The sequence below is a fragment of the Salmonella sp. FC25216 genome, assembly GCF_057751355.1.
The window spans coordinates 576,872-595,507 of sequence record NZ_JBDGON010000001.1 but is presented as its reverse complement, the minus strand read 5'-3'; the positions used below and the strand labels follow the sequence as shown (position 1 = coordinate 595,507).

Here is an 18,636-nt window from a genome sequence, read left to right as displayed (position 1 = left end):
TCCATTGCTACAAACGTAATTTTATTTAAGTGTCAGGAAAATTCCGGACCAATCCCTTTTTTAATAAAAATACACACTCTCGGCAGGGGATAATACTTAATTAACTTTTGTTAGCGTTTTGAAATTAAAAACAGCGCATGGCGCTGTAATTATAGAAAATAACGTTAACTGGCCTACGTTGGGTATATTTGATCTGACACAATTTTCCTGATTTGTTATTAATGTGATAGCGTTTTTATTTATATTGTTATAATAATTGTTACCAATATATAACGCTTCGCGTCAGATTTATGCTGTATCCTTACTGACAATATTGTTTAAGTAAAGAGTAATGTTCCGGCTGAACGCGGTAGCGGTAAACCGGTCTGCCGGTCACGCCGTAATGAATGCTGGTAAACAAGATATGGCAATTCACCAGCCAGATAAGATATTTACGGCAGGAGACGCGAGAGATATTCACTTCGTTGGCCAGCTCGTCGGTAGAAAACTCCTGCTCCTGATGCGCATCAATCCACTGGCATAAGGTGCGTAGCGTTTGCTGCGTCAGCCCTTTTGGCAGCCGGCGAGGCTCCTGCTCGCTGGATGAATTGCCGTGAATGAGCAGATCAAGCTCAGACTGTTCGTAATACTGGCGTTTTTCCATTGCCGTTTTCTTACGTAGCCAGCCAGTTAGCGCTTCTTCAAAGCGCGTGGCCTGAAAAGGCTTGATCAGATAATCCACTACGCCGTAGTGAAGCGAATCTTTAATGGTGGCGGCGTCAGCGGCAGAAGAAATGACAATAACGTCGCTTTTGCAGCCTGCGCTGTGCAGGACAGGCAGCAGATCCAGTCCATTTTCCTGCTGCATGTAGATATCCAGCAGGATCAGGTCAATGTGATTTTCACTGTTGAAGATAAACTCTTTCGCTTTTTCCAGCGTCGAAGCGGTTCCACAGCAATGAAAACCGGAGATTTGCGCGACGTAGCGGCGATTTAGCTCCGCGACCATCGCATCGTCATCGACAATTAATACATTGATCATAGGCTGGTCCTTTCCCCATCCCAGGGTAACTGTACAAAAAATTGTGTGAAGATCCCAGGTTCAGATTCCACGGAAATTACGCCGCCAAGCGCTTCAACCTGCTGTTTAACCAGCGCTAAACCGACGCCGCGTTCGGCGCCTTTTGACGAGACGCCTTTTTCAAAAATCGCGTCGATGCGCTCAGGTTCGATACCGGGGCCATCATCGCTCACTTCGCAATGCAGCCAGCCATGACGGTAGTGTAACGAGATGCTAATTTCGCCGCCGGACTCCTGGCCCAACGCTTCCAGCGCGTTTTCAATCAAATTACCCAGCGCCGTAATCAGCACCGTGACCTGATCTTCATTGTTATTATCCGGTAATTGGCTGTCACTGCTTATCACCAGGCTGTGCCCGAAATCAGAGGTGCGATTAATCTTACTGAACAAAAATCCAGCGATAATCGGCGATTTTATTTTACCCAGCAGCAAACCGATCTCTTCCTGATAGTTATTGGCCGTCTTGATAATATACGCTTCAAGCTGCTTATAACTCTTCAGGTGCAATAATCCCAGAATCACATGTAATTTGTTCATGAATTCGTGGGATCGTTCACGGAGCGCATCCGCGTAGTTCACCATCCCGTCCAACCGTTGCATCAGTTGGCGAACTTCTGTTTTATCCCTGAAGGTGGATATCGCGCCGATAATTTCGCCGTTGCTGCGCACCGGAACGGTATTCACAAGCAGCAGACGGCCTTTGACGATGATCTCTTCATCGCGGCGCGGCGTACCGTCACGCAACACTTCGCTAATGTCTACCACCTGCGACCAGGCATGGCTCAGGGTGGATAATCTGGCGTCATCCTGCGTTTTTCGATAATCGAGCAGCGCCTGCGCCGCATGGTTAATCAACGTGACTTCGCCGCTATCATCGACGGCGATAACGCCTTCTTTGATCGACTGTAGCATAGCCTGACGCTGTTCAAAAAGAGTGGAAATTTCATACGGTTCGAGGCCAAACAAGATTCGTTTTAGCACCTTGACCAGCGCATACGTGCCTAATAACCCCACCAGAGCGCCGAACAGAATGGACCAGATAATACTGCCGCGGCTATTGTTGATCTGTTGCGTAACGTGACGGAGTTCCAGGCCAATCGCTACAACGCCGATCTGCCGGTGGCGTTCATCATAAACCGGCGTAAAAACGCGCAGCGCTTTGGCGAGAAAGCCGCGATTAATGGCGACGTTTTCCTTTCCCTGCAGCGCGAGCAGAATATCATCGCCTTTGAACGGTTGACCGATTCGCTGCGCTTCTGGGTGCGAATAACGGATGCCCTGCATATTCGTCACCACAATAAACAAAAAGCCGTTATGCTGGCTCACCGCTTCGGCGAGCGTCTGAATGCCGCTTTCCGCAGGCGGTTTTTTCAGCCCCTCGCGAATTGTCGGAGAGTCCGCCAGCGAGCGGGCCACCGCCAGCGCTTTATCTGCCAGAGCGTCGCGCGTCATGCTGCTGATTTGCGAGAAATAGATCAGATGGACCACAACGAGCACCGAGAACAAAACGGCGCTGACCATCAGAATGACGGTCGTGCCGAGTTTCATGGGGCGTTTGCGTAACGCCCGGCATGGCAGGGAGTGTTTCATAGCGGACCTGAACTGATGAATTGTAAGGTTATTATCCCTGATGAAGCGTCTAATTCAAAGGTAGTAGGCGACGTTGCACGGTTGCACCAATGTTGAAAAGCCTGTCTTGCCTTGCAGGGCACTCTACCTGCTCGTCTCGACTGGCAAACGTCATGTCGTTAATTAATATCGCTGTATACCGTGATAGGTAATTTATTTTCATCAAAATTGCATAAAATAATTCTTACCCCTGGCGCGAACTCGGACATAGTGAGCCGCTGTGCGCGTCATGGTCGCTACCGGATGATGATGCTCTTACATGGCAATTTTCCGTGTTGTTTGAAGGCCAGGGAGAGATGACCGTCTCGCCCTGGGGATTCCGCTATCTGGACCTGCTGCAATGTAATACCATTAGTGCGTTCTATGCCCGACTTGCCGTCGTGACGACATGCTATCTGCAGGACGTTCAACAGAAACAGGGGCTACAGCCTGAGACTAACCGATTGTTTTTCTGAGATATCTATCAGGTTTTGATGACGCACTGTAATGCTTATATCGCCATCGTGCCCGCTGTCGCGCCAGCGGGCACAGTCTGACATTACAGTTCCGGCGTCTTTTTAAAACCGGTCAGCATCAGCACCAGGCTCTGTTTTGAGTTCGCTGGCGTGAAATCGTAGTGATTTCCCTGACGGTCGCCGCCGATATACCAGGATACTTCCGTTTTCCCTTCTGCCAGCGCTTTGCGCACCGCTTTATCGACATCAACCATGCGGTATTCATGCGAGTAGTTTAGATATAACACGGCATCGGAACGGTAGTTGATCGCCGGTTTATTGTTCCATGACACGGTACTGGCGTGCCAGTCGTTGTTGGTTGGGTAAAAGAAGATCTGATCGGCGCCGTTCGTTTCCGTTTTGCCGCCAAAAAGGCGAATACGGTATTTGAATAGCGAAGCGTCCATATTGGCAGGTAGGGGCGGGATCTTAAATTTCACCAGCGTGAGCGTTTCCGGATGCTGCGTGCGTCCGCCATTTGTCCAGTCATCCTGTACATACAAGGTATCGACGTTGGCATGAGGCTTGTCGTCTTCGCTGCTTACCCAGGTATTTTCTTCCGCTTTACTGTAGGCGTAAGGAACCGTAGTGCCGCAATCCAGCCCCTGATTCATACACAGATCCGTCATAAACTGCGCGCCATCTTCCGTCCAGCCATTCATAAAATCGGCATGGGCGGTATAAAGACTTCCCCAGCGCTCTTCCCGGGTTTCGCCATGCATTACCGGGTCCATCGACAATTCCACCTTGGACGTATCCAGCGAGGAGATCTGCGGGAGTACCCAGGCGATGTTCATATTAACTGTCGGGATTTTGACCGGATAGTCTGCGGAACATTTCCCGTGGTCAGCATAGGTCGCATTATTGTGACTATGGGTCGGCTTCAGGTTGACGCCATCCCAACAGTTGGGGAAAGCGATCCCGATATTAAACTGGACGGCATCGCCCGCTTTACGCAGACCGCATATTTCGCCTGTTGTTTTGGTGTAACCTTTACCATTGGAGCATAAGAAGGTAATGGCTGAACTGGGGCCGGTTCCGTGATGATCGCCTGCCAGTAGTTCCAGCCCAGCCGGGAACGGATGGAGCGGATATTGCGCTACATTTGTGGATTGATAATAGGTCTTTTGGTAGGCCGGTTTTACGATTTCGCCATTGGGTAATTTCATGGACGGCGCCCAGTAAGCGGAGCTGTCGGCTTTATTATCGCAGGTGGTATCTGGTTGCGCGCGCAACGTCTGGTAGGTAGAGACCGCGTCGGTGTGGGTGTTGCCAAAAAAATCATGCCACATCGCCTGATTCGCTTTACCAAACATCATAATCGCGTCATCGCCTAGTGTGTGGTGATAGCCGCACACGACGTGCGCCTGAGGGCCGGCATGAGCCGGGAGTGCGCCAGCGGCAACAAGCGTTGTCAGGCCGGCGGTAATAAGGTTGAGTTTCATTTTTTGCTGTCCGGTTGAATAGAAGTAAGAGCAGCAATAGCAGATCCGATCGCGGTGTTGCATATCATTAATTATCACTTTTTGTCATTCGCCCTGCATAGCGGCGTTAATTTACAGACTTAATATTTAAATAATTAGCCGGAACTACCTTCCTCTTGATTATGTCAATTTACAAAAAAGATACATTAGTGATTAAAACAGGTCTTTTTGTGATAACGCTGACCATTCCATTTTGTCTATGCTGGTGGCAATCGCCATAACCGGATATCGATTCTATCGGGCACGGCTTTATTTTTAAGAAATGCGTTACGGCATCAGTCGTGACGTGATCTGCTATGGATTTTTTATGAGATTACTAAAACGCTGTATTGTGGTTGTACTCTTTGGCGTGATTTTATTTATGGTCAGGGACGATATTCGCTATGTTTATCAGCTAATTCTGAAATATGGCGATAAACCTTCGGCGCTGACACTCAGTGGCTATAAAGCGGTTATTCAGGAAAAACCAGTCGCAGGAATTAAGAGTAACCTTTCAGGTCTGACCTACTCCGCCGAAGACAGGATGCTTTTCGCCGTTATTAATAATCCCCCTGAACTGGTCTGGCTAACGACAGAAGGGCAATTAGTGGGGCGGATGCCGCTCCAGGGAATCTACGACCCTGAGTCTATTGCGTGGAGTGGGGGCAACCAGTTCCAGATAGGCAGTGAGAAAGAGGGCGCGGTATATAAAACGCAGGTTGATATTCAGCGCGGTACTATGCAGATAATCTCCATGGTTAAGCTTGAAGGCTATAACAAAACAAAAAATAAAGGGCTGGAAGGTACGGCATGGGATGCGAAAAATGAGAGATTGTATGCCGCTAAAGAAAGAAAACCCATTGTGATCAAAGAAGTAGAGATGAGCAAAAATGGTATCACCAGTGTGTTGCCTTCTACCGTCACCGCGAGCATTAGCGATGTCTCCGGGCTGGAATATTATGCCCCAACGGATTCGCTGCTGGTATTGTCGGACGAGTCAAAAATGATTCTGGAGATCAGTTCCGAGTGGCGGGTGCGCGATCGACTATTCCTGACGGCGGAGTGGTCAGGGCTTAGAGACGATATCCCTCAGCCAGAAGGGATTGCCATGGATGATGAAAATAATTTGTATATTGTGAGCGAACCAAATCTGTTTTATAAGTTTTCCCGTGATATACAGAATGACCAAAATGTATTTTTACTGTCACATCATGCTAAAACAGTACAAGGCTATTAATGCCATGATTTGCAGATTACTTGATTCGTTGATTCATTGTTTGGGGAAGTTATGTTTTACTTACCTCAGTAACGGATTACTTTGTGGTGTAGCGTAACGGTAATTGTCCTCCTCATATTTGCGGCAGCGTAGTCTGCCGCTTTTTTTTATTCTTTTAATAAACTAACTGTCTTCTGTAATAATTAACAGACAATAAATATTATTATTCTGTTTTTATCAGGAGGCCTCCGAAGAGGCCTCGTCATGGTGTTGTTTAGTTATAAGGCATAATATTCTTCCTCAACGCTTACCGAATGCAAAGTCGCCTCACTAAGCGAAATCATTTCATCTGCGCCTGAACTCTTGTTAACTGGATTTTCCGTTGGTGATGTACCCGTAAATGTTCCACTGGCAACAGCACTATTACCGGCGGGATCGGTAGCCGTTATGGTGTACTGATTCTCCCCCGACAGAATAACGGATTGCGGAACAGAAACATGCCAGTCACCAGAATCATTATCGACGCTAGCGGGATATTCCGTACCGTTAACCGTGACCTTCACCTGAATATCCTGATTGGCTTCCACCGTTCCCTGGAGGGTGACGGTACTATCAACACCGTCAGCCGTCGATCCCAGTGTGGGTTCGGCGGGCGGTTGCGTATCGATGGTCAGCCGCTCGTTCAGCGTATTTTCGTTCCCGGCAGCATCTTTAGCGGTAAGGGTATATTCATAAGCGCCGTCATTGAGGGACTGGTCAAGGGTAATTGTCCACTTCCCGGCGCTGTCAGCGGTTGTGGTGAACACCTTACTGTCGATGTTCAGTGTGATCGTCGCATTGGCTTCTGAAGTACCGGTAAAGGTTGGCGTATTGATGCTGGTGATATTATCACCTGCCGTCCCGGTATCACTGTTATCTTCCAGAGAAAGCACTGGCGGCGTAGTGTCGATTGTTAGCCAACCGGCAGACAACGAAGAGGTGTTTCCTGCTATGTCTTTAGCCTGTACGGTATATTGATAAATACCATCATCTAACGCATTAGCAGCCGGTAAGGTAAAGTGCCATCTACCGTCATTCCCCGCCTGGAAGGTATGTGTTTTCTTATTGAGCGTCAGAATAACGGTCGCTCCGGGTTCCGTTGTGCCAGTGAATGTCGGCGTTTTATCACGGGTGACATTATCTCCTTTGTTGCCGGTATCTGAATCTTCGGTAAGCGTGCCAGCGGTAGGCGCGGGTGAGGTAGAATCAACGGTGAGCGAACCGTTGGTCGGCGTAGACGTATTTCCGGCGGCGTCTTTGGCCTGTACCGTATAAATGTACGTATCGTCAGGCAGCGCATTTTCCGTCGGCAACGTGAAGCGCCATACACCGCTGCTATCGGCCTGGAACTCATACGTTTTGCTATTGATAGTGAAAATAATGGTTGCGCCTGGATCTGTCGTACCGGTAAAGGTCGGGGTGCTCACACTGGTGATATTATCGCCAGTGATACCCGTATCCGTATCGGCAGTCAGTTCCCCGACAGCCGCATCGGGCGGCGTCGTATCGATAGTTATTGATCCCGTAAAGGCATCAGATGTCGTACCTGCCGTGTTCTGGCCTTGTAGCGTGAAGTTATAAGAGCCGTCATTCAGTTCATCTCCGGCAGGTAAGGTAAAACGCCACGTGCCATCATTATTGACCGGTACGTCGTAACGTTTACCGTTGAGGGTCAAAATAACGGTGATATTAGGTTCTGCCGTACCACTGAAGGTGGGGAGATCCGTACTGGTAATATTATCACTGGGCGTACCCGTATCAGACTCGGTAGCAAGCCCACCATTTGGAATGGCAGGAAGGGCGAGATCGATTGTGATATTACCGTTAGTGGTTGCGGAAACATTTCCGGCGGCGTCTGTGGCTAACACTGTATAGGCATAGTTACCGGTTGCCAGCGCATCGGCCGAAGGTAAAGTAAAGGCCCATGTACCGTCGGTCGCCGTAGGGCATTCATATATTTTGCCGTTAATAGAAAGCGTGATAGTCGTTCCTGGTTCCGCTTTTCCAGTGAATTTGGGGGTTGTAATGCGCGTGATATTATCGCCCGCCACTCCCGTGTCATAACCGGGCGCAAGCCCGGCAGTGGGAGCTGTTGGCGGCATAGTATCAATAATGACCGAACCTGATTGTTCTGCGGATGTATTTCCGATAGCGTTTTTGCTCTGTAAGGTATAGGCGTAAGTCCCATCGGTGAGGATATCGTCTGCCGGCAACGTGAATTTCCAGGCGCCATCATTCCCTACCTGGATCTCATACGCTTTACCATTGATACGTAGAATAACGATGCTGTTGGGGTCAGCCTTACCACTAAATGTCGGTGTCGTTACGTTGGTGATATTATCTGTGCCGGTAGTGGCGTCGAGACCTCCGCCAGGGATAGTTGGCGCAGTGGTATTAATCGCCACCGATCCGGCGGTGGGCGCTGATATGTTCCCGGCGGTATCCTGAGCTAAAACAGTGTACTGATACGTTCCGTCTGGCAGCGAATGACCCACAGGTAATGTTATTGTCCAGGCACCGTCGCTCCCGGCTTTGGCCGTATAGTCTTTCCCGTTGATCGTCAAGATCACGGTAGCGTTCGCTTCCGCTGTTCCTGTAAAGGTCGGATTCTTTATATGCGTAATACCATCGCCTGTGACGCCACTGTCCGCACTTTCCGCCAGAGCGGCTACAGGAGCGTCCGGAGGGGAAGTATCAACAGTAAAATCGCCGTCATAGCGTGTTTCGTTTCCGGCATTATCCGTTGCCAAAACCTGATAAGAGTAGCCGCCATCCGTTAGTGTACCAGGGAGACGGAATGCCCAGTTTCCAGACGCATCGACTGCCACAGGATAAGTAGTGCCTGCAAAAATAACGACAATAGACGCGCCGGGCGCGGTTTTGCCCGACAGCGTGGGCTGGGTGTTGTTGGTTATCTGATCGCCCGTAACCCCGCTATCGCTTCCGGCGTGTAATCCAGCATTTGCTGAGGGCGGCGTATTTTGAACGGTAACATTACCGTTCACTTGTACGCCGCTTACGTTACCGCTGGCATCCGTCACTGTAATCGTGTATGGGTAGCTACCATCTGCTAATTTACCGGCCTCCGGCAGGGTTATGTTCCATTTACCATTATCGCCTGCAATAGCGGTATACGTTTTACCGTTAATCATTAACGTGACGGTCGCGCCGCTTTCTGTGGCTCCGCTAAAAGTTGGCGTAGTCTGATTCGTGAGATGACTGCCGAGCGCCCCGGTTTCGCTGGCGATATCCAGCCCGCCGGTTAAATAATCGGGAGCAGTGGTGTCAATCGTGATGGTCGCCGTAGAGGATGTCGTATTGCCTGCGCTATCAGTGGCAGTGACCGTGTAATGATAATCCCCATCCGTTAAGGCATGAGTCAACGGTATCGTCCATGTTCCGTCTACGTTAGCTGTGGTGGTATACCGATTACCATCAATCGTGAGCGTAATCGTGGCATTGGCCTCAGCGGTTCCCATGAGTGTGGGCGTGGTATTGTTAGTGACATTGTCCGCTTTGGCGCCGGAGTCCGTATCGTCACTCAGTCCATTTATCTGGAGGTGAGATACACTGTCGATTGTGATCTTCCCCATTATCGGAGGGGATTGATTACCTGCCACATCTTCGAGCGAGATAGAGTAATCATGATCGCCATCGCGTAATGGACTGGTAATGGCGAGTTTCCAGTTACCATGCTGATCGGCAACGGTTTTATAGGTTTTACCGCCAATCGTGACGATAACCGTGACGCCAGTGGGCGCCGTACCAGAAAAGTTAGGTTTTGTATTACTGGTGATGGTATCTCCGGTATCGCCAGTATTGCTATCAATATCCAGGCCGCCAGTCACTAAGCCCGCCATATTTCCACTCTGAATATTCAACTCGCCGTTGAGAGGCGTGCTGACGTTTTGCGCAAGGTCAGTAATGGAAACAGTATAGTTATGCGTACCACTATTTAATGGCGTGTTGACAGTGACTTCCCAGTTCCCCTGGTTGTCCGCTACCACCGTATGCGTTTGCCCGCCAATCGTGAGCGTTATCGTGGCACCAGGTTTTGTTTTGCCTGTAAAAACCGGCGTTTCATTGTTAGTGATAAAATCGCCTAATACCCCACTGTCCGTAGCAGCACTGAGTCCTACCGTTGTGGTTGGTGGCGTGTTATCAATGACGAACTGCCCGCTAATGGTCGATGATTTTCCTGCGGTGTTAGTCGCTGTCACGGTGTAGCTGTAACTATTGTTTGATAAGCCGGGGAGCGCCAGAGTCCAGTTGCCATCAGCGGTAACGATGGGGGTATAAGTCATGCCGTTGATTGTCACTATCACCGTTGCGCCTGGTGTGGTCGTGCCTTTTAACGTTTGATCGTTATGATTACTCCAGCCATTGGCGATATTCGGATCGGCAGTAGTATCCAGTCCGCCTGTTAGCGCTACGCTGGAGTTATCGACGGTAAGCGTTCCGGTAATCGTAGGGGAAAGATTACCCGCCTTATCGACAGTCGATATGCTGTAGTCATAATTACCGTCCCGCAACGTTTCCGGCACGGTAAAGCTCCATTTACCGGCGTTATTGGCGGTTACGGTGTAGTTTTGCCCATTAAGCGTAATCGTGACTTTCAGACCGGCTTCCGTGCTTCCGCTAAACGTAGGCGTGGAGTTGTGAGTAATGTTATCGCCCTCGATGCCGGTATCGCTGGCGTTGTCCAGCCCGCCGGTCAACGTCGGAGGAACGGAGTCGCGGGTGATTCTAACGGTGTAAGTGGTTTCCAAACCATAACTATTGGTTACGGTAAGACTCCAGGTGAAGTATCCGCCCTGGGGCGTATCTGCCGGGAATTCTGACGCAGGCAACTGGATTTTCCAGTTGCCATCCGCGTCAACGACGGTGGTTAAAGGGCCTGACCCGCCTGAGTTTTTTCTGATGGTAATCGTATCGCCTGGATTACCGCGTCCGACGATAACCGGCGAGGTGTCCGTATAGAAAATACTGTTAGTTGAGCCAGCAGTGCCAATGAGATAATCTTCATGACCGCCAAATTGTGCATTAGGCGCGGCGACGACATTGCTAATTGTGCCATGAAATACGCCGCTATTCCCCGCAGCATCGGTAGACGTTATGGTGTAATCATAACGTGTATTGGGAAGAAGATTTGCATCCTGTAACCAGATTTGCCAGTTACCATTACCGTCTGACGTGGTTGAGTAACGTTTTCCGTTGATCTCTACAATAACTTCCCGATTAGGTTCTGCTTTTCCATTAAACGTCGGCGTAGCCCACCGGGAGGCTGAAGGATCATTCGGTGTCGCATCGCCAGGACGAAGTCCCCCGGTAATTTCCGGCGGCGTATGGTCTATGGTGAAGGAACCGTTAAATGAGGTGACCGAGTGTCCGACAATCTCTGTCAGTTTGTAGTGATATTCCCCTTCAACGAATGGCCCTCCCGGTAATGTAAACGTCCAGGTGCCATCGGCATTAACCGGAATAGTATATTCCTGCGCATTAAACTCAATACGTAATGTGGAACCGATACTCGCTTTGCCGCTTAATGATGGTGAGGCATTTTGTGTCTGGTTATCGCCGACTACGCCAGTATCATCTTCGGGGGAAAGAAATCCGATCAGAGTACTGATTGTCACCGAGGCGGAGTGGGTGGTTTCTGTACCAAATTTATCCTTGAAAGTCAGCGTATAATCATGTGTTCCTGAACTCAGCGGCGCGCTGCCAGGCACCGTAAACGACCACTTTGTTCCCCCGGCGGTAATCGTTAACGGATAGGTTTTACCGCCGATGGTAATGGTGCCGCGCAAGTTGTCGCTAGGCTGGCCTCCGGCGATGGTGCCTTCCAGCGTTGGTTTGGTTACTGATGTCAGGTTATCGCCTTTGGTATCGCTATCCGTCTCGTCAGAGAGCCCGCTAGTGATGGTCAGTTTACGCTTACAAATATAGATGGCGTCAGACGTAGTGGTGGTATTACCGGCCGCATCGGTCGCTGTGACAGAAAAACGAATGGTGTGATAATTGCCATTATCCTGAACCAGGCCCGCAGGAAGGGTGAATTTCCATGTTCCATTGCTGGCGATATCTGTGACGTTATAGGTTTTATCATTAATGCGAATGGTCACTTTTGAGCCTGCTTCGGCTCTACCTGTGAGAGTGGGGGTAAGGTCATTAGTCCAGTATCTGTCTTTGTCGCCCGTATCGCTGCTGCTGTGTAATTCAGAGCTCGTTAACGATGGCGCTGTATTATCAGTAGTAACACTCCCTTTAGTGGTGGTTTTATTTCCGGCTTTATCCGTGACGATAATTGTATAACCGGCCTTATAATTAGGCGGCAAACCCCAGGTTGGACCTTGCAGTGTCCAGTCCCCTTTATGGTCTGCCGTGGTGTGTCGTATCTGACCATCTATATGCAGGGTGATCGTAGCGCCTGGTTCGGTTTTGCCGGTAAAAACGGGCCGGGTCGTTTTAGTGATCATATCCCCTTTGATGCCGGTATCTGAATCGCTCGTTAATCCCACTGTCGATAGGGGGTTAAGGGTATCAATAAAAATATTATTCGTGGTGATGGCGGATAACCCGGTACCGGTATCCGTTGCAGTCACCGTATATTCGCTAAACCCTTCGTTCAGTGCGTGGGTTACATCAATGGACCAGGAGCCGTCAGCCGCCGCCGTTGTGGTATAACTTTGCCCGGCGATGGTCAGGACGATCACCGTATCCGGCGTGGCCTGTCCGACAATTTTCGGCGTATTGTCATTTGTAATATTATCGCCCTTGATGCCGCTGTCGCTATCAGCATCCAGCTGCGCTGTAACTTTAGGCGGTACTACGCCTGATGGGACATAATTAAAATTACCTGTAATTGTTGCCGTGTTTCCGGCGAGATCTTCTGAGGTTACGGTATATTCATTCAGGCCGGGCTCCGCATCTTTGGGCAAGGTCAGTTTCCACCTTCCGGTGTCATCTACGGAAGCCGTATAGGTCATGCCTTTAATGGCGACGGTGACAAGGCTGCTAGGTTCTGCCATGCCGCTGAGCATCGGGCGGACAAGCTGGGTAGTATTATTTCCCGCCGTACCTTCCATTACGCTGGAAAGATCAAGCCCGCCGCTGAGTTGGGAAACGGTATCAACAGAAAACAGATGTTCGCTGCTTGAGGTGTTGCCCGCTTTATCAGTAGTGGTGACCGTATAAGTGTATGTTGCATCAGGAAGGTCGTCCGGTATTGCATAGTGCCAGGTACCATCAGCCCCAGCTTTCAATGTATGGCTCACGCCGTTAAACATAATTTCTATGTCAGCTTCGGGCTCCGTCGTACCGGTAAGAATGGGGCGGATAACATTCGTGATATTGTCCTGAGTATTCCGTCCGCTATCCGATGCTTCGTCTAAACTTGCTTCAGATGAAGGAGGGGTTGTGTCCACGGTAATGCTGCCTGATGCCGTCGCGCTGGTGCCCACCGCATTTTCAACTTTTACCGTATATTCATATGTCTCATCCGCAAGCACATCCGGGAGCGTTAAAGACCAGTTACCGTCTGTATCGGCAGCGACACGGTATTCCACATTATTGATGGTCAACACCACGGAGGTATTTGGCGTTGCTGTACCGTGGAAGGTTGGCTGATTAATGTGTGTGATACCGTCACTGTTACTCACGCCGCTATCATCGCTTTCACGCAGGCTTACGGTGATTTCCGGGATACTGGTATCAATAACCAGCGTCATATTCCCCGTGGTTTCGCTCATATTTCCCGCATTATCTTTTGCGGCCACGGTAACGTCATAGCGGCCATCTGCCAGCGGCGTATCCAAAGTGAGCTGCCAGTCGCCATTTTCATCAGCCTGAAGAGAATAAATATGGTCATCAATAGTGACGAACACTTCCGTATGAGGCTCTGATTTTCCGCTCAGAGTTGGGGTAGTAATATTGGTGATGTTGTCGCCGGAATCGCCGGAATCGCTATCGGCGTCAAGGTACACCGTGGGGGCAGACGGAGGGGTGGTATCAAGCGTAAATTTACCTTCTAATGGCGAGGAAGCACTATTACCTGCGGCATCCGTTACCGAAAGCGTATAAATATGCTCGCCATCATCTAATACCAGGTCTTCTGGCACTTTCCAGGTCCATAGCCCATTTTCATCAGCCTGGACAGAGAACGATTTACCGGCCAGCGTAACGGTAATGATCGCTAAAGGCTTGGTATTTCCGGTTAATAGGGGATGTGGGTTATTGGTAACGCCGTCAGTGTTGCTGCTACCTGTATCTGATTCTGTCGATAATGTTGCCGTTATTGTCGGAGGCTGGGTATCAATTGTCACTTTACCGGTTTGCGTAGCGCTATTCCCGGCAATATCGGTCGTTTCAACGGTAAATTCATAGCTACCGTCGTTGAGCGCCGGAGTGATTTCAAGTTTCCACTGCCCTTGTCGATCGGCAATGACTTCATAAACGTTGCCATCGAGGGTCAAAATAACATGGGCACCGGGTTCCGTTTTTCCTGTCAATACTGGCTGGGGAATATTCGTCAGAAAATCGCCCTGCTGTCCGGAATCCGTGGCGGCGGATAGCGCAAATGTAGCATCAGGCGCGGTCGTATCGATAGTTACGGTGTTATTCACCGTTGCGGTATTTCCTGCCTCATCGGTAGCAGTAACCTGATAATGATATACCCCATCTGGCAAATTCGTACCTGGAGATAAATACCACTGACCGTCTGCATTGGTAACGGTGGTTAACGTCATGCCGCCAATAATAACATTAATGATGGAACCCGGTTCGGAAGTGCCCTGAAGCACAGGTTTGGGATTATTGGTTATCGAATCACCGACAATGCCGGAGTCTGACGCAGGGGCAAGTGAGGCAGTGAGCCCGGAAACTTCACTATCGATTACGACGGTGGTAGTAGATTTCACCGTTTTGCCGCCGCTATCGGTGATAGTAAAGTTTATCTCATACTGCCCATCTGGTAGAGGAGAAGAGAGTTGTAAGGTCCATTTACCATCTTTATCAACGGTTAACGGGTAGTGCGTCTTGTCTATTATAAGGCTTGCCGTCGCGCCTGGCGTAGCATTGCCGGTAAAGGTTGGTGTAGTAATATTGGTAATACCGTCTCCTGTTTTGCCGGAATCGGCCTTCGCATCCAGTTGACCGGTAATAAAAAGAGGAACCTCTGGCGTAGGTAATGGCTCCAGGGCCTTTTCTGCCTGCTCGCTTGATGAAGAACTTGATGACGCCGGTGGGACTGGCGGTGTAGCGGGTGGTGTGGGAGTGTTATTCACGACCTCTTCTTCGGCAGGTTTTAAATTTTTAGAAAGTTCTTGCTTTGCTTTTTTGTCAATAATTTCTTTCTTTTGTGATAATTGTTCGTTTTTTTCGAGCTGTATATTTTCTTTTAAATCTGTAGTCTGCTGTTTGAGGAGTTCCTCATACTCTTTAATTTTTTGCTGTAAAGATTCTTCCAGAGCTTTATTTATATCAGCAAAAGTATCTTTTACCTGTTGTTCTGACTCATCCTTTGTAGTTTCTGGTGTGGATTCATCGCTTACTAACTTGTCAGCCAGGTAGACTGTATCTAACCCAAGCTGATAAGTTTTTATAGAAGAGATAATATGATCCTGATTAATTGTTTTTCCCGTGGTATCACGTAACTCAACATTTCCCAAAACCAGGTTGGTTAAGCCATCTTTTAAAGTTGTGGTATTACCATTAGAGGTCGTAACTATCAAGTCAAAACCACTTACTTTGTATGATTTTATATCAGAAATAGTTTCTGGCTTAAGGTTGGTATTATCTGTTGAGGAGGTGTTTTCTTTCATTGTCATACTGCCTATTTCCTAATGATAGTTGAACGGGTAGCTGAAAAAATAATAATTTTAATAGTGTGCTAACTTGTTTTTAGCGAAGTTTAATTTTACATTCCTGCCAGTTCGAAATAAATCAAGCAATATGCCAATGGTCTAAAGTTATAATATGTCAGGCCTATGCTTATATGTCTGAATAGTACTTATTAATTATAATTAAATCATGTCCAACAATATCAAGAAAAAGCTATGAGTGCAGAAGAAAATAATAGTGATGAAGAACTGGCGCCAATGGTTGATGGGCTAAGCGGAGCGCTTTGTATTCTGATACTTGTTTCTACAGTATTCATACTCTCAAGCACTGATTCAATTGTGACATCTGATGGTGGAGCATTAAAGTTCAGAGACTCATTTACTAATCTTAGTAAAAATACCATTTACTATAGTGGCGCTGTTTCACTTTCATCGTCTGATCTTTATCAAACCCGCAAGCACTTAGTTGACTCCGGGAAAAAGAAAATCACGCTCTATGGCGCAGTATCTAAATCTGTAGAAAACCATAAAGCAAAAAACACGTTTAATTTATTGAAGATTTATACAGACTTAAAATTACCTTCTGATATAGAAGTGGAGTTCAAAGAAGGGGATTCGTCTGCATGTGAAAAAAGTCTATCTTGTATTTACTGGAGTAATTAAATAAATGTATTTTCTGGGTCTGGTTTTTTATATATTAACAGCGGTATGCTACTTATTATTTCCTGCCATTAAAAATATGGTCAATCAGGCCGCTTTTCTGGCACCGCAAATTACGTATGCATGTGGAGTATTATTTATATTACCGCTGCTCCTTTTTTTAACGCATTGGGTATTCCGATTAAAGGCAAGGAAATACTACGCTTTACTGGCAACGCAAACTAAACTCGCGGCTTCAGTGGCCGTCTCCTTAGGCCTGATTGGTACCTTTATGGGATTAACCGACATGGTTTCGGCCATTTCCGGTTCTCTGGGGGGAGAAGGCGATCTTGCAGCAAAAATGGGGGCAATGATTTCATCCATTTCATCGGCACTGACAGCAATGTCATTTGCGTTCCTGACATCTATATTAGGTGTTACGGTATCAGTATTACTTTTGGTAAGCCTAAATTTTTGGGAATTTTATTACGAGACGGAGAATAATGCTGGAAAAAACCCAGAGAAAGTACCTTCAGAAAACGAGCTCCACGCTTTACTCAACAGAATAACGCTACTGGAAGAAATTAATACTAATATCGCAAATAAACTAGTTTATATTCCAGAGAATACAGACCTTTCAGAGTTATTAGTGGTAAACAGCAATACTATGGCTGAGAATTTATTGCAAATAAATACCACTGTGAAAAATATTGAAAAAGTAACAAAAGCATTTGCTGAGGTAAGTGATAATGCGCTTGTTAGTATTAATGCATCGCTAATGGATGTTAATCAAAGCAATATGGTAGCGAGTGAAAAAATTATTGCTGGTAATGAGCATTTAATGGATTTAAATGTTGGTGTTAACGCATTGCTGGCATTAATGAAGAAAAACTCTGAGTTTAACGAGGAAATGGAAAATAAGAAGACTGAACAGCTTAAAGTCATTATTGACAAGCAGGAAAGTTATTTCCATGAACAGTATAAGTTTAAGAAAAAAATGAAGCAGATTGTAGAGGTGCTGACTAATGAAAACTAATTTTATCATCATGGGGTGCCTGTTTTTTAGCCCATTAGCTTTGGCTGGTCAGGACACTTTACACTATGCAGATTTTATTAATGAGATGTATAAAGAATCAGATATGATCAAGGCTAAGGCCCTGGAGCTTGAATCAGAATTGTTACGTGCGAAACAAACTGACCTCTATTTTATGCCTAAAGTTTCCGCAGAAAGCAAGTATAAATCAGATGCCTCTCGCGGTGACATAACTGATTCAAAAATAACTGCTAGCTCTTTGATTTTTAGTACAACTATTGTTGACCGTTTTAAAGAGAAGAATAGTCGAATTCATAGTGCTGAACTGTCGCTTCTGAAGGAAAAAGAAAGCTTGTATAAGTCACTGGTAGAGAATTTAATTGGTATAAAATATTATAATAATCTTGAGGTAAAGGCGACTAAATTAGAACAGACAGCCATTGATTTATACCGTCAAATTGAGGGGCGATATCTATCTGGTATCGCTAAAGCAAGCGATGTTGAGCAGGCTCGCCTTTTGATCCAGAAAATAAAGACTGAGTCAGAGAGTATTAATAAAGAGATTGAACTACTTAAGTCTAATATAGAATTAGCTACCGGCATTGCTTTTCCTGAGCGGGGTGTTAACTTACCCGATAGTATAATTAATAAAATTAACGGCTATAATATTAATGAGAAAGAAATTTATAATAATATTGATTATAAATTATTGAACGAACAGGCTAATGCTGCAAAATTTAACGCCTGGCAGCAAGATTCATTAGTTCAGGTTAGTCTGGTCGCAGAGGAAAGATATAATAATAGTCAAAGGATTGATAAAGATTCATGGGGGGGCATTCAGGTTTCGGTAAACCTATTTGATTATGATAAAAAGATTGCTAGTCAAACCGGTATAAAATCATATCAGGTATTAAAGACAAGGATGGATTTTAAATATAAAGAATTGTTGGCAAAAATGAAATCATTACAACTGACGATAAATTCTAATCAAAAGGAACTTAAAGGATTAGAAGAGCAAAGCAGAACTACAGAAGTGATTTTAGCTAATCAGAAAAGAGAATATAATATCTCACAATCATCTTATTATGAAATGTTAAACACGCAATACGACTATTTTGCATTAGAGCGGAAAATGGTTGAAATGAAAATTAGTGATGCTATCAACAAGATATCTTTGCTACAGGTATCTGGCGAACTGTTAAGTTTGTGATATGAACAATAACCTACT

7 protein-coding genes and 4 pseudogenes are annotated in these 18,636 nt (G+C 47.0%); 5 read left to right on the top strand and 6 right to left on the bottom strand.

The window, feature by feature from the left end; translation table 11 throughout:
* Nucleotides 1-301 precede the first annotated feature (301 nt).
* Nucleotides 302-1,021, bottom strand: coding sequence for a two-component system response regulator DcuR (gene dcuR, locus AC3G3F_RS02805; RefSeq protein WP_000611307.1), 720 nt, complete (start codon nt 1,019-1,021; stop codon nt 302-304).
* A complete protein-coding gene (locus AC3G3F_RS02800) occupies nt 1,018-2,649 on the bottom strand; it encodes a sensor histidine kinase (RefSeq protein ID WP_023249527.1) in 1,632 nt (543 codons plus the stop codon). The genes dcuR and AC3G3F_RS02800 overlap by 4 nt, the downstream gene beginning before the upstream one ends.
* A 224-nt stretch (nt 2,650-2,873) precedes the next feature.
* Between AC3G3F_RS02800 and AC3G3F_RS02795 the strand changes: the two are divergent.
* Nucleotides 2,874-3,143: pseudogene (locus AC3G3F_RS02795) on the top strand (TorD/DmsD family molecular chaperone); the annotation flags it as partial.
* An 83-nt stretch (nt 3,144-3,226) separates the two neighbouring features.
* Here AC3G3F_RS02795 and AC3G3F_RS02790 read toward each other — a convergent pair.
* The gene (locus AC3G3F_RS02790; RefSeq protein WP_488394399.1) at nt 3,227-4,627 is read right to left on the bottom strand and encodes a CBM96 family carbohydrate-binding protein; all 1,401 of its coding nucleotides are present in this window, start codon (nt 4,625-4,627) and stop codon (nt 3,227-3,229) included.
* Nucleotides 4,628-4,928: 301 nt separating this feature from the next.
* On the opposite strand from AC3G3F_RS02790, the gene AC3G3F_RS02785 reads away from it, so the two are divergent.
* Nucleotides 4,929-5,882 (top strand): SdiA-regulated domain-containing protein, encoded by a 954-nt coding sequence (locus AC3G3F_RS02785; RefSeq protein WP_023249530.1) that lies wholly within the window; start codon nt 4,929-4,931, stop codon nt 5,880-5,882.
* A 257-nt stretch (nt 5,883-6,139) separates the two neighbouring features.
* Here the strand turns inward: AC3G3F_RS02785 and AC3G3F_RS02780 are convergent.
* The 3 pseudogenes from AC3G3F_RS02780 to AC3G3F_RS02770 form a co-directional block, all read right to left on the bottom strand.
* Nucleotides 6,140-6,277: pseudogene (locus AC3G3F_RS02780) on the bottom strand (hypothetical protein); the annotation flags it as partial.
* Nucleotides 6,278-6,289: 12 nt separating this feature from the next.
* Nucleotides 6,290-6,529, bottom strand: a pseudogene (locus tag AC3G3F_RS02775) (hypothetical protein); the annotation flags it as partial.
* Between the two features lie 51 nt (nt 6,530-6,580).
* Nucleotides 6,581-15,718, bottom strand: a pseudogene (locus AC3G3F_RS02770) (Ig-like domain-containing protein); the annotation flags it as partial.
* Nucleotides 15,719-15,952: 234 nt separating this feature from the next.
* Here AC3G3F_RS02770 and AC3G3F_RS02765 point away from each other — a divergent pair.
* The 3 genes from AC3G3F_RS02765 to AC3G3F_RS02755 are packed head-to-tail and all read left to right on the top strand — an operon-like array spanning nt 15,953 to nt 18,618.
* Nucleotides 15,953-16,399, top strand: coding sequence for a hypothetical protein (locus AC3G3F_RS02765; RefSeq protein WP_001271664.1), 447 nt, complete (start codon nt 15,953-15,955; stop codon nt 16,397-16,399).
* Nucleotides 16,400-16,403: 4 nt separating this feature from the next.
* Nucleotides 16,404-17,411 (top strand): hypothetical protein, encoded by a 1,008-nt coding sequence (locus AC3G3F_RS02760; protein ID WP_488394396.1) that lies wholly within the window; start codon nt 16,404-16,406, stop codon nt 17,409-17,411.
* Nucleotides 17,401-18,618 carry a TolC family protein gene (locus AC3G3F_RS02755; protein ID WP_023249533.1) on the top strand — a complete coding sequence of 406 codons (1,218 nt, stop codon included), beginning with the start codon at nt 17,401-17,403 and terminating at the stop codon, nt 18,616-18,618. Before AC3G3F_RS02760 ends, AC3G3F_RS02755 begins: the two co-directional genes overlap by 11 nt.
* The last annotated feature ends 18 nt before the right edge of the window (nt 18,619-18,636 follow it).